Below are 13534 nucleotides of genomic sequence, written 5' to 3' on the forward strand. Positions count from 1 at the left end.
CTTCCTTGTAACGAGATACAACGTGCCCATCTACAATCTATATAAAGAGCGGGAAGGGACGGCGCGACGCGGGGAGGACTATAAGGAAGTCGTCATTGAGTACATGGAAGGGCTGAATTACATGGTTGAGCGGGATTCAGCTTTCCACTCCACGCTTGACGATATTCAGTTTGTGAACAAAGCTACGGGCGATAAAGTGGTAGCCGAGGCAAAAGCGTATTCCACAGGCCTCAGCCCGAACGATTTTAGAGACGAACTCGCCCGGTATTTCCTCGAATACATCAAACAGCCCCAACCCCACCGTTTTGATTTCTATATTTTTACGGAGACACTTTCTAATGACCAGCTCTGGAAAGCCCTGTTCGATCGAGATGTCACCGATAATCAGAAACTGGTCGACTTCTACGAAAAACTCAAAGAAAGCGTCAACGATGAGGTCGTAGATCGGCTAGATGATACTGATGTAGATGAGTTCCGAGATTTTGCTATCGATACCCATGTTTTCGTCGGTACATACGATGATCTCCGTCAACAAGCTCATCAACTCGAGAAAACAGAACGGTTCCAGTACGAACCATATCTTCACTCGTACGAACCAGTTTCAGAGGAAACAGAATATGCGACGAATCTGTTTCAGGTAACCCGCTACCCTGAGACACTGTACATCATAGATACGACGGAGGAAGCCGAGTCAGCTCGCGTCTATAATTACAACAACGAGGCGTTTCCCATCAAGCTTCATGAGCGGAAATTATATTCGCTCGTTCATCCGGACCATCTTCCGGGGTCTACTCGTCATTACATACACGAGGACCGTTTCGAAACACGAGAGTTCGAGGAGTTCCTTCGAACGGGTGCTCAAGAGGAAGAGCGTGAAAACACCGTAAGATCGCTTCTCAGGGGAATTTTCACTCTCGTTGCGAGAGATAACGATTGTCTCATCGACCGTGAGAAGGGAACAACTGTATACCCGGAGCTAAACCGCAGACAGCACGGTTCCGAGCGAAAACTAGGTCGATCGTGGGTTGCAAAGGAGTTAGACTCCTACCCCGATGTCATCCATCGTGGTGTCAAAGTACGAGTGCGGCGCTATGCGGAAGAGTACTACTACGTTCTGCTACCCACACAAGTCTTCACTTCTGACGGTCGTCGGCCTGTAACAGGCGAGCGTAAATCGCGGCTCCAAAACGACTTCTCGCCAAATCGTTTCCACGCCCAGAATAGTAAGTACGACCGCCAGCTGCGTGTCTGGGAAGAGTTGCTGATGTCGGATCAGACCCAGCTTGATCGATTTATGGGTGAAAAGATACCCGTCGTAAAGGAACTCGAAGTGACCAGAGTTGACTCGCTGTCCCTCAACGTCCGCCCGCCCAAAGACGGAGACGAACGTGATGAGCTCATCGAGTCAGCGTCTGATCTCGAAAACACAGGTGGAATTGAACAATGACGCCTGAAGATTCCCCGTTCACGCTTCGTCACCTCGAGGAGCCAGAGATTCAGTTTGAAGGAGGTACTGAAACCTCTCCCAAACGTGGCCTTATCAGATATGGTCCACGGCTCTATGAGGAAGGACACCATACAATCAAACTCGGGATTATCGGCGATCGAGATTCGATCCGCCGGTTGACCGAACTACTTCATGATATGGAGGTCGGGATCCATCCAGGAACAAGTGATAATCCGTGGCAGGTTCCGTATCCCGGCCTTGGTAAGAGTTCCCCGCTCAATCTCTCCATCAATGCAAAAAAGGGCTGGAGACGCCAAATTCGTCGACGAGACATCCAATCTGTTACGGGTAAATCGACCCCCAGAGATCGGATGGAGCGATTCCTGAAGCTAGTGCGGAAAGACATCGAGATAATCGAACGGGATTCGGTTCAGCCGAACGCAATCATCGTCTGTATTCCGCAAGAAGTGATGGACGCGTGTACTCCTGAGAACCAGGACCATGCGCGAATCCAGTCGGAAGGTTCTGACCTGCGAAATCGAATCAAGCTGATCGGGATGGAGGCTCGAATCCCCACACAGCTGATTAAGCCATCCACACTTGCGATCCGTACTGACCGACAGCGAGCATCTCGGGCCTGGAATCTCACAGTTGGACTTCTATACAAGTCACAACGAGGGCATCCCTGGAAAACTCGGCAGATCGAAGATGGGCACTGCTACGCAGGACTCTCGTTCTACAGAGAGCGAGACGAGGGAGATGATGTAATTCGAGCTGCTCTTGCTCACGTCTTTCACGGACGGGACCATATTATCCTCCAGAGCGATCCACTCCCGGATATCACCGAGGACGAGAATGGATCTCCCCACCTCTCATATGAGGCGGCTAGGCAGGTAGGTGAGCAGATTCTGGAATATTACGAAGCTCAGAAAGGGACACGTCCCAGCCGGTTCGTCCTACATAAACCATCTGTCTTCTGGGAAGAAGAACGTGAAGGGTTGCTTGATGCCACAGACGGTGTTCGCGATTTAGATCTAGTCTGGGTTCGTAGGCGGCCAAAGGTCAGGTTGTTCCCGCCTACGGATTATCCCGCCATGCGGGGAACCCTCCTGAGCGTCCCTGATGACGACGTCCACTATCTCTACACATCCGGATATGTCCCGGAAGAGACGACCTATCAGGGGAGTGGAGTACCATCACCGATTGAGATCCGACCTGACGAGATTTGTGAGACACCCTCGTTAGAGATCTGTAAGGAGATTCTCTTTTTCACAAAACTCGACTGGAATACATCAGACTACGCAATTCGGATGCCAGCAACCGTGAGTGTTGCAAAGCGGGTGGGTACAATCCTCTCCGAAGTAGATACGGAGTCCATCTCAGAGGTTCGGCCACAGTATTTCTACTATATGTGAATCGGTGAGTGAGACGCTTATTCGTCTGAATCAGAGATCGGATTTAGCTGATAACCAGCAGACCGCAGAAATTCACGGAGATGCTCAACCTCCTGCTTCTCCTCAGATGAACTCGTCCCGAGTAGTTCTTCAATTACCTGCTCTCCATCCTCACAGAGAGTAATTGATTCATTGAAAGGAGTGTTCTCAAGTGGATCTCGTCGCTCATCAACCACTATCGGCTGCCACCCCCCCTGGTACTGGTATCGGTAGAGGGTGATAGTGCGGACGGTGTCTTCGTCGACAAAGAAGCTCGTTTGTTCGCGTTTGCTGGCGACCGCGGTCTTCCCGCTGTCGAGATCCGCAGTAAAGTCCTCGAAATTGTGGAACTCAGCAGGAACCGGCCCATCGACGACGTGAGTGATAACTCCCGGCCAAGTAAACCCATAGACACGCTCGAAGAAGCTGACACCATTGTCGTCGGGAGAATCAAACACGAGGAGAAGATCGCCCAGCTGGAGTTCTGTACCGTCTACGCTGATATGCGATGAATATGGATAAGCGTCGCCGTCGTCGAGGACTTCAATATCCGGCTTCGACATATTGTCCGGGTCTAATTGGAGCCATAAAGAGATAGCTAATGGAGCACGCCAGATTTTCCCGAGCGTTCAAAAAGTGCATCTCTCCCTCCATCCGGACCCCTCACGCCGGTTGGATCGACATCATACCCTTCTCGACCAAGCAAGTCAACAGCTAACTGTTCCAGTCTCGCACCGTCTCCGATAGCGCGGAGATTTGCTTCAAGAGCAGTATTTGGCATCTATTGGTTCATCTGGGAAGTCTATGCTTACAAAACTACCCAGCTACTGTGGCTGTTTTGTTGACTTCTCTCGGTTGTCGAGGAATTGATCACACCACGTCGGAAGGGAATCCATCGGTCCATTTTCAGTCACTGTCCCATCGCCTGCAACCCGGGTAAACACGCCGTCCCGCCCCCACGCACACACTACTGGCTCTTGGTCTTGATCGGGTCGAGTTACGATTCGCTGTTGGAGTCGCGACGGATCCTCACTCACATCCTGCAGTACTGTGAGGAGCTGTCCGAGAAGTGGATGACCTGGTGCAAGGTGCTGAACCGATGGGAACTCGTCAGCACACACAGCCGAGAACGTCACCGCCACTTCATTAGCAGCAGTCGCAATAGCCTGTGCAATCGTCTGTTCCCCATCCCCGGCTGGGACCTCAATCGGTGCATCACCTACTGAAAGGCGATATGTACTGTCCGCAAAGTCGAAGTCCCCGTCATCGTACTCGAAGTCAATCTCGTGAACCGGGGTGAATTCAACACCGGCCTCGGCAAGCGCATCGTTATCGACCAATACTGACTGAAGACTCGGTGTCTCGAACGGGGGTTGGTACTCGTACTCCTCCTCGCCGACGTCGACGAGATCCGGGTGACTGTAGGACTGCCACGCATCAAGTTTTGCTTCGTCGACGACGTCCTGAGCGACGAGGTCGTCGACGTCCTCGAGTGACTCTCCGACATCGACGCGGTCGCCCTGATCGCGTTCTTCGAGTTCTTCAGAGAACTCGCGGTCAGCTGATTCGACCGCAGACCGGTCGTCAGCGCTGTCGGCGTTCAAGGTCGCATCCCGAATCTGTTGGCTGACGCCGGAGAGTATGGGTTGCATCTCACCGACGACGTTTTCGAAGAGGCCAATTCGGTCGTCAAGACGATCATAGATGTCCGTCTCAACCGTATCCTCGTAGCTGTAGTTGAGAATACGAATCTCGTCGAACCGTTGGCCGATGCGGTCAATCCGACCGATGCGCTGTTCAACCCTCATTGGATTCCACGGCAGGTCGTAGTTGATGAGCGCCCCACACTCCTGGAGGTTTAGCCCCTCGCTCGCGGAGTCAGTACACACGAGAATATCGACCTGCCCATCATCTCGTGAAAATTCGCGCTTAACACGCTCTTTTCCGACGTGTTCCCAAGTTTCAGAATCAGGGTCGTACAGCTCGCCACCACGCCCAGAGTACGTCGCAATAGTCGCTCCAAGAAGATCGGTGAGACTGTTGCGAATAAAGTCCATTGTGTCCGCGTACTGCGTGAAGACAATCACCCGGTTATGACCAGCACGGTCCAACTCATCGAGATCGTCGTATAACTGCTGAATCTTTGGGTCAGTATCAACCCGGTCTAAGTCATTAACGAACGCTTCCAAGGCCTCAATTTCTTCCTCGATAAGCTGTTTCCCCTCTTCAGTCACACTTGGGATGAGTTCAGAGAGATCCAAGTCGTCGCTACTAGCATCAAGCTCATCAAGAACATCCCCGTCATCGAAGTCTGCGTTTTGTAGCGTTTCGAGTACGACCTGTTCCGCATCACCATAATCCCGATCACGAGCACGCTCTCGACCAGCAAGTACGGTTCTTTGCGCCCGAAGTGTCTCAAGCCGGTGCTTCAAGCTCTGACTGATCGCATAGACACTCGACGTGAGTCGCTGCCGATACGTGGTCATCACGAACCCGATAGCACGTGTTTGGGCTTCGTCAGTCTGTTGAGCTCGCTTGTAGAACTCACGTGTGTACTCGTCGATCTGGTCGTAGACCGCCCGTGTCTCCTCGGTGAGTTCGATTTTCCGTTGTTCGGGATTACGGTCTGGAACAGTCGTGTCGAGGAGACCGACGGCCTCGTACTTCCGAAGGGTATCTCGTGTATTTCGGTGGATAAGCGCGTCGACAGGCGTGGACTCCGCGAGAACATCGCGAATGACTTGCCAACCACCAGGAGAGAGTTCGTCAAGTGCGTCCTGTCGGTCGCTGCGGGACGCCATCAACCACTCGTCGGCGTCTTCAGGATAGAGGAGCCGTTTGAGTTTCGTATCCTCGCTTGCCTCGAAGCGATCAATGTCATAATCCTCCATCGCATCGTCGACATGGTCAAGATAGGCGTCGTAGGCGTCTCCATAGGCTCGTGCAAGCCGGCACGCGGTCAGCACACGCTCTTTGGCGATAGCACGGGCCTGTCCATCCTCATTTATCTCGAGTCCGTCTGCAAGGTGCTGGAAGACTTTTGAGGAGAATGGTCGGTCCGTCGGGAGCCGATCTTGGTGTTCCAGTCCATCGAGCGTGGCTTGCGTGTCCCAGGAAACCTCCGCTTCGTCGGACTCTGAACTCGGGTTGTCGAGAACCTCGTTGAGGGCCTGCGACAGCCCGTCTCGAGTTTCGAAGAACTCCATGAAGGTATCCCGGTTATCCCAACCACCCGGAAGATCCAGCAACTGCATCAGGTCGTAGAGTTCGCCAGAGTGCAATTGCATCGGGGTAGCCGTCAGCAGGTAGTAGGCGTGCGTATAATCGCGAAGCTGTTCGAGAAGAGCGTAGAAATTACTGCCACGCCGGGCGTTGTGCGCCTCGTCGACGATGACGGCGTCCCACACGCCCATCCGGTCTTCCGTATCGTGGTCGCGTCCGCGACAGCTTGCCGGGATGACGTCCCGAGACCGGTCGGAAACTCGGTCTAAGGGAGCGACCTGATCCCACCGGTCGTCGAGACGAGCCGTGTGCCAGGACATAATGACGACCGTCGGTCCATCCAGCGGCGACGATGCGTCGGTATCAGTCGACTGTTGTTCGTAGAGGAACCGCCAGATGGGGCTGTCCGCCCATTCGCGCTCTCCAGTGAGGTCAAGGTCCGTTGCCGATGGTGGATAGTGGTCGCGACCGCGGACGTCCCGGAATACGTGATCGCCCGCTGTGTCCCGGTCGAATCGGACGGCGTTGATGTTGAACTTCTCCCAGAGCTCTTCCTGCCACTGCCGCTGCAGACTCGCCGGAACCAGCAACAAGCCGGTTTCCAGCTCGCCGGTGAGTCCGAGCCGGGAGAGTGTAAGACCAGCCTCGATCGTCTTCCCGAGTCCCACCTCGTCACACAGCAAGAAGCTCTGTGGATACGTATTGACGAGTGTGTCCGAGACAACTCGTTGATGGGGCCACGGCGTGATCGTGCTCGCTTCCTCGGCCAGTGCGAGTCCACCGGGTGAGAGCGGTCCATCCTGAATGATGTTCGCTTTGTCGCGCTCCGTCGGGGGAGCTGTACCGTTCGCGATCTGAATCGCTTCCTGGAGATCGCTCTTGGTGTCTGGGGCTTTCCAGTCGATGATGTCCTCTTCGATCGCTTCGGGGAGGTCATACACTTCGACGAAGGGGTGTTCATCACTCCACAGTCGCTCGAAGGTCTCCTCGTCGCCGGCGACGTAGTCCGCCTGTTCAGGAACCCACGACCGATGAACTTTGAACCGCTCGTAGTTGCGAGCCCAGCCGCCGACGGTCTCGTTGACGCTACCCTCGAACGAAATCGTGTTTCCGTCGCTATCGTGGAAGAGTCCAACTTTCGGATGGAAGATTTCCCAGTCGTGAGAGGGAGAGCGTGGATAGGCGACCTTGATGTGGATCCGGCCCTCGCGGAGGAGACGCGCGAGAATACGGAGATTCGCATCTAGGCGTTCGTCATCGAGGTCCTCGAGGTTCTCTTCGAGACGGTCGGTGAGCGTCTCTAGAACCGGACGGTCTGACTCGTAGAGTTCCGTGCCGACGATGAGACGCATTTCACCATCGTTCTCGACGAGGGCGTGAATGCCGTTGGCAGCAGCTGCGAGTGCCGTACTGGAGAAGTAGCCCGCGATCCGGTCGTATTGCTGACTGCGTTCCAATGCGGGCTCGTAGAAGTCCTTGACGAGATGGGCGCGTCCCTGCTCGGGCTTGCTCTCGTAGATCGACTGCCACTCGCGGTCATGTAGATTAGTCATACTGGAGGAGTTTCGAGTTAGGCGTGGTCACCGAGTTCGGTCTGTTCGGCCCTGTCTTCTGAGACGTCAGTGAAATCAGTAGGTGTGAATTCGAGACCAAGTGCGTCGTGGGTCCGACCTAAGGCGAGGTCGCGAGCGGCTTCCCATTCCGAACTTCTCTGGGGAAGAACTTGCAGGAGAGCTTTCAGTGTTGCCTTGAAGCCCGCGTCTGTGTCGAAGTTGCGTTCTTTGAGCCAATCAATCGCGACATCCTCGCCCCTGTCTCTTATACACATCTCTNCATCAGAGATGTGTATAAGAGACAGGTGTAGGACAGCGCTTCAGGATCGACGGGCGTCCGGTTAGATCTCTCTTCGGGGGGCAGTGTGATATCTTGGACGCGGTCCTCATGAGTTTTCAGCTGAATATCCCCACGTTTCTTCCCCCAAATTTTCGTAGAGCGCTTAATATCGTCAATGTCGACACCAATACCGAGCCCCAGCTGATGGCCGTCATCGTAATGGAAGGTGTCCGATTCGTGAACCAGCCAGGAGAGGATATACCACTCTGTAATGTCATCCAAGTCGTCTAGTCGCTCGCCTTCAAGATATTCCTCGACAAGGACTCGCGTTACGGCCTCGCGTGCTTCTTCTAGAGCTCGCCGTGGAGGAATCTCATTATCTTGGTCGTCGACGACAGGATAGGCATCTGCGTAAACTTGCAGTGTTGGCCCGAACGCCGAAATGATGACGTCTGTTTTCGTCAGAGAGAGGCCAGCATCAAGCAGGTCTCTCGCTGCCTCTTTCGCTACTTCACGGGTCTCAGCACGGACATCGCTCCACAGGGTTGGAACCGTTTCAGATTCCGTCTTACTATCGTGCGGTTTTCTCCCTGTGAGCAGCAGAGTACTGTCAGCTGAACCTCCACCACGGGTGTCGGTCCGCTGGGGCATCTCGCTGGTGATTGGGTGGGTTGATGTGATGGTGAACCCAGATCGAATCAGCGACTTTGTAAGGGTATCCCATGCGCTGGATTCTTTGTGGGTAAACATGACAGTCATCACACCGCCGGGCTCGAGAACACGGTAGAGTTCTTGGAAAATCTCCGCCATCTTGTTCTCGTAGTCCTCGGCAGCTAATTCGGACTTAGATTTGGAATCCGAAGCGACTTCTTCGTATTCGGCCACATTAGCAACCGCCTCTTGGCTCTTGTCAGTAAGGTCGTCAGAGAAGATGTCTGGATAGATATCTTGGAGGTATTCTTTGAGCCAAACATAGCTCATATCGGACATCTCTGAATAGATGATGCTATCGTAGTAAGGGGGATCAATTACGATGGCTTGGATGGAATCTGACTCAAACGATAGATCGGCAGCATCTCTTTGTGAGACGTGGACGTTTTCCGCATCTTCATCACGGAGATAATCGGCGATTTCTTCGTAAGAGTCCCTAACTCGATCAACAGTATCCTGATAGCTCTGATTCCCTGCCGAAGGGTTGTTTTCGACAAACGACCACTGGAGTGTGAAGTGTTTACCACCGAGAGAATTGCCGAGGAGGCCATTACTGATGTCCAATGGCGCAAAACGAACATTTCTATCTACAGTCTTTCCGGCCACTAACGCTAATACTGCCAGTATTCCCTCTGCTTTTTGCTTACTGTACTGTTCAAAGATCTCAGCTTGGCACTGCTTGTAAGCTTGGAGATACTCATACTGAGTTACCAGCTGTCTTGGTGTGAATGCATCCCGCCATTTAGTGACGCCATATGGTCCTGCACGGTCTTCGTCACCAATATAGCGCGGTACATCCAGAAGCGAGCTAAGCTCAAAATCAGCTTCAATTCGATCTGCCGCTTTTGATTGGGCCTCATCATCTTCCGGAATAGGGGCTCTCCAGGCAGTCCCCCCACTCGACTTCTCATATTTCACGCCGTAGATTTCATACTCGAACTCGTAATTACGGATCCGGTCTTGAATGGTATCGGATTCCATTACGATACCGCAATTGAGACATTCGGCTCCACTCCGAGTATGAGGCCCATCTTGGGGGTTGTATTCAGACTTTTCAACGTCATCGGGGAGTCTAACAACCTCGTACTCAATCTCAGTACCATCATTAGACACAGAAGGACGTGCTGCGACACCTTTCGATGAGGATTGCTTCTGAAGCCACCACTTCTTCGTTATCGGGATATCACAGCCACATTCCGGACAATCAACTGCGTAAGTGCACGCATAGTGGGAAGGTGTCTGCCGTTCACCATCACTCGGGAAATATGGTTCAAGCTCCTCGCTAGCAAGTTCATCTATTCGGTCGGCCCACTGGTTGAGTTCGCTCTGGAGAGAACCAACGCTGGGCGCATACTCAAGGAGGACCTTAAGCATCACAGTCGGGACAGGGTTGAGTTCGTTCGCTGCTGTCGGTAGGCCATAGCGCAGAGATTCAAACGGAATAACGCCCCCACCGGCAGTCGGGTCTAAGACAGTAGGTAGCTCTCCGTCCCAATGCTCCCGAAGCAACTCGTGCATCTCCGCTTTCTCATCTGTAGTCGGTGTCCGAGTGTACGGGCGAGGATATCCGTAGTGGTCCTCTAAGTTTCCATCCCGATCATCTTCAGTACGCTTCTTTTCTGCCACGTATTCCTCAATATCGACGTCGATTTCGTCACGAGGCTTGATCTGCATCCAATCCAGCAGCGTGTTGGCGTCCACCTCTGGAGGAAGTATGGACGCTAGAATAGCCAGTCTAGAAGCTGGAGTTGGACGACGTGCAAACCACGGGTGAAGATATCGATGAGGCGGCATAAAGTAGGGGTTGGCCTCTTTCAGATTCTCGATACCAACCGCCTTCAGGGGAAGATTCCCCTCAATTGCGACACGCTTCAGCTCCGAATCGCTATCTTGTGTTTCGGGATTTCGGCTCATAGTTAGATCACTCAATATGGTCCGTCAGCAACACTCGAAGGGCCTTTTCGCCGTTCGGACTCGACGGAGACCGACACTTTGCGTACCAGTAGTAACACTCCTCATCGCTCATCCGTGCAACGCCTCGAGCCAGCGACCGCATCCGATCGATACGCTGGATCGGTTTCACGCCACGGAAGGCAACAGCAAGCCGGACGCCTGCCGTCTCGGGTAGGAACACGAATCCAGCCCCACCAGTGAGAACTTCTGAGGAATCTCCTGGCGTGCCCTCGATCGCTTCCCTGACGACGTCCTGGAGCGCACGGACGCGGGTCGGGTCAAGCCGTGCGACCTTTGCGCCGGCCCACTCATCCCACGTCCAACCATCGAGCTTGGAAAGGAGGTCGTCGCCAGCGATGTCCGAGACAAGATCCTCGACTGGTGTGATACTCAGCGAACGACCATCTCGCTCTAGGCGATCACGGCGGGCTTCAGCCTGTTCACGAGGGAGTAGTTCGTGGAGCGTCCACTCGCCGCCACCGTCTGTCTCTCGTCGGACGAGCGTGAACGTCGGGCGGCCACCGAACATACTCGTCCCGTAGCGAACCAGCCGATCCTCCTCTGTTCCCTCAGCGGGTGAGGTCTCAAATTCCGAACCGCGACTCGCCATCAGACCGTCACCTCCGAGCTCGCCTGAATCGGGCCACGCCCTTCGACCCGAACATCGATGTTGCCCGCATCGAGGTCATTATCGAGGGCAGCGAGAAGGTCGTCACCCTCGTCAGTAATCGGTTCGGGCTCGTCAAACTGGAAGCGGAACTGGATGGTTTCTCGATCATCGCCGAACGAGCCGGGCTGGTCGATCACGTCCCGGAATCGGCTCGGTGACCCCGTGAATTCCGCGCTGTACGTCCCGTCGTCAGTCCGGGTTTCGTACTGCATTCGAACCGTCACCGAGTCTTCGCGGGCTTTGAATCCGGGGCGTTGACTGATGAACTTGGCCGCTTGGAAAGGTTCGTCCCCACCGACCTGGATGGTCACCTCTTCAAGCAGCGGCGTCCGGTCAGTTCCGGCCTTCGATTCCGCATCGCGACGAACCTCTGAGAACGCCCGCGAAGCGGACATCATCTTCTTGCTCGCCTCCCAGGATTCGTCTGGCTGGCATTCCTCGCAGCGTCCGCGTGCGTCCAGCAGCTGCTCGCTAGCGACCTCTTTTCCGCAGGAGCTACAGGTCGTATCGGACTGGTGTTCCTCACAGTAGTAGGGTTCGCTTCCTTCTGGGTTTTCAACCTCCGCCCCACACTCGGCACAGGTAGCAACCGTCTGTTCTGGCCGGTCGATTTCGTCGAGGTGGTCGTCGACGAGCGCGTCGATATCTCGATAAACGACGAATGCACTCCCGATTTGGACATCGCTGTCCCGAATCGAGGTCTCGACATCGGGAGATTTCGCGAACGGTTCCGGATGCGGCCACGTTTCAGGCTCCGCTGTCCCGACCCAGTACGCTGTCCCAGACTCGCCATCCCAGTATGCGTACCCGTGGTCACTAACGAGGGAGGAGACAGTCTCTCGAATCGGTTTTGTGCTGAAGAGGTAGTCCAGCCCCGGCTTCTTCGCGTATTGGTTGACCAGCGCTTCGGTGGACATAGCGTCCTGGGTCTGCTGCCAGAGTTTCTGTTGGACGTGAGCGGACCCACGAGCGCCGGCGTCGCGTTTCACAATCTTATCCTCGAGCGTTGTCTGGACAGCGTCGACCAGTGTCGTCCCGCCGTTGGATTCGGTCGCACCGATGGTGATGTGGGTAAGCGCGTCCCGGTCAGGGTAGTAGAGGTGCCGGTAGACGTTCCGAACGAGCTCTCCGAGCATCAGCTGTGCCTCGTCGCTCCGTTCTCGAAGCTCCTCGATTTGTTCCGAGGAGAGGTCGGCTTTCTGTTCGGGGCTATCAAGCAGGGCCTCTATAGCCTCGAGACGCCGAGCCTCGTCGATTGCCGCATCCATTCGATCAGCGTCAGGGGCGAGGAACAGAGCGTAGTTCTTGTAGATTCGCGTCTCAGTCTCTCCCTCGTGTTTTGCGGCTTGCTGCTCGTAGAGCTGAGTTACCCGGTTCGGCGGCGTATCGCCGCCGTCTTCGACAGCAGCGGTGTCCGGATGCATCACCGCGAGCTTCGGCGTATCCGGGGTATCCGGTAAGTCCGCCGGCGATTCAGGGAACTCCACCGGCTGGAAGCCACCATCGCCGATTTCCTTCGAGGTGAGACGGTTCTGGAAACGCGAATGAGCGCTCGCTTCGGGAGTAGACTCGATCCGCTGGTCGATGATCCGGATCAGATTTGGTTCTTGCTTGAATCGGAGGCGCTCTTCCTCGTAGAGGAAGTAACACGCGACGTCCATATCGTCGCCCCGGAGTGCGGATAGGGCGGCATCGTAGTCGTCGAAGTTCAGATCGGGGTGGCCGATAGCGAGGTTCAGATCGGCGTGAGTTAGGCCTGCAGCCTGTTCTCCGTATGCAAGGCTGTGCCAGAGAACTGTCGTCGTCAGATGGGTACCGAGAGGTGGGAGACCGTTTTCGGTCCATTTTCGGTCCTCAAGCTGGGCGTGCGCGGTACCATCGTCGTCGTAGATGTCGGCGGTCACTGCGGGACCGAGATCGACGAAGTCGAATAGGCGCTCACGAAGGATCGTCTGAATCCCACCGCCAGGATCGTCATCAGCGACTGTGAGGTCGTAGATCCGAATCCAGTGGCGGTCGTAACTGTCGGGCTGGTGATTCCAGAGGTAGTAGACGGCTCGAGCAAGCAAGCGGAGGGCATCACGCGTGCGCTGGAATCGAGGGATCGTATCGATCTTGTCCGTGAGAGCGTCGATTAAGGAGGGATGGAATGGGTATTCGCGAGCGAGGACATCCACGTAGCCAGCGTCGGTGGCTTCCTGTGGATACTGCCGGTCTTCCTGATCATAGAATTGGAAGTATGAGTCAGCGGCTTCGCTCGCGGCG

General features: G+C 54.8%; 8 protein-coding genes. 2 read left to right on the top strand and 6 right to left on the bottom strand.

Annotated elements, in window-relative coordinates:
• The first annotated feature begins 22 nt into the window (after window positions 1–22).
• Both C444_RS17885 and C444_RS17890 read left to right on the top strand, forming a co-directional pair.
• Entirely contained in the window at window positions 23–1447 is a 1425-nt protein-coding gene (locus tag C444_RS17885) for a hypothetical protein (protein WP_004594458.1), read from the top strand.
• Entirely contained in the window at window positions 1444–2862 is a 1419-nt protein-coding gene (locus tag C444_RS17890; protein WP_239641335.1) for an argonaute/piwi family protein, read from the top strand. Before C444_RS17885 ends, C444_RS17890 begins: the two co-directional genes overlap by 4 nt.
• A gap of 17 nt (window positions 2863–2879) precedes the next feature.
• On the opposite strand, the gene C444_RS17895 is transcribed toward C444_RS17890, so the two are convergent.
• From C444_RS17895 to C444_RS17915, 6 genes are all read right to left on the bottom strand, one after another.
• Entirely contained in the window at window positions 2880–3443 is a 564-nt protein-coding gene (locus C444_RS17895; protein ID WP_004594460.1) for a hypothetical protein, read from the bottom strand.
• Window positions 3444–3704: 261 nt separating this feature from the next.
• Window positions 3705–7655 carry a helicase-related protein gene (locus C444_RS17900; RefSeq protein WP_004594461.1) on the bottom strand — a complete coding sequence of 1317 codons (3951 nt, stop codon included), beginning with the start codon at window positions 7653–7655 and terminating at the stop codon, window positions 3705–3707.
• Between the two features lie 17 nt (window positions 7656–7672).
• On the bottom strand, window positions 7673–7930 hold the full coding sequence (locus C444_RS22070; RefSeq protein WP_004594462.1) for a hypothetical protein: 258 nt from the start codon (window positions 7928–7930) through the stop codon (window positions 7673–7675).
• Window positions 7921–10560: a DUF1156 domain-containing protein gene (locus C444_RS22075; protein WP_004594463.1), complete on the bottom strand. Its 2640-nt coding sequence runs from the start codon at window positions 10558–10560 to the stop codon at window positions 7921–7923. Before C444_RS22075 ends, C444_RS22070 begins: the two co-directional genes overlap by 10 nt.
• 7 nt (window positions 10561–10567) lie before the next feature.
• Window positions 10568–11209: a DUF7680 family protein gene (locus tag C444_RS17910; RefSeq protein WP_004594464.1), complete on the bottom strand. Its 642-nt coding sequence runs from the start codon at window positions 11207–11209 to the stop codon at window positions 10568–10570.
• Window positions 11209–13534, bottom strand: a 2326-nt coding sequence (locus tag C444_RS17915) for a hypothetical protein (protein ID WP_004594465.1), incomplete at its 5' end; no start/stop codon positions are given. The genes C444_RS17910 and C444_RS17915, both read right to left, overlap by 1 nt.

Origin of the sequence: Haloarcula japonica DSM 6131 (assembly GCF_000336635.1) — an archaeon.
GTDB classification, from domain to species: Archaea; Halobacteriota; Halobacteria; order Halobacteriales; family Haloarculaceae; genus Haloarcula; species Haloarcula japonica.

Excerpts from the sequence above, each read along its gene's own strand:
- C444_RS17890 (WP_239641335.1), top strand. The coding sequence starts at position 1,444 with ATGACGCCTGAAGATTCCCCGTTCACGCTTCGTCACCTCGAGGAGCCA.
- C444_RS17895 (WP_004594460.1), bottom strand. The coding sequence starts at position 3,443 with ATGTCGAAGCCGGATATTGAAGTCCTCGACGACGGCGACGCTTATCCA.
- C444_RS17900 (WP_004594461.1), bottom strand. The coding sequence starts at position 7,655 with ATGACTAATCTACATGACCGCGAGTGGCAGTCGATCTACGAGAGCAAG.
- C444_RS22070 (WP_004594462.1), bottom strand. The coding sequence starts at position 7,930 with ATGTGTATAAGAGACAGGGGCGAGGATGTCGCGATTGATTGGCTCAAA.
- C444_RS17910 (WP_004594464.1), bottom strand. The coding sequence starts at position 11,209 with ATGGCGAGTCGCGGTTCGGAATTTGAGACCTCACCCGCTGAGGGAACA.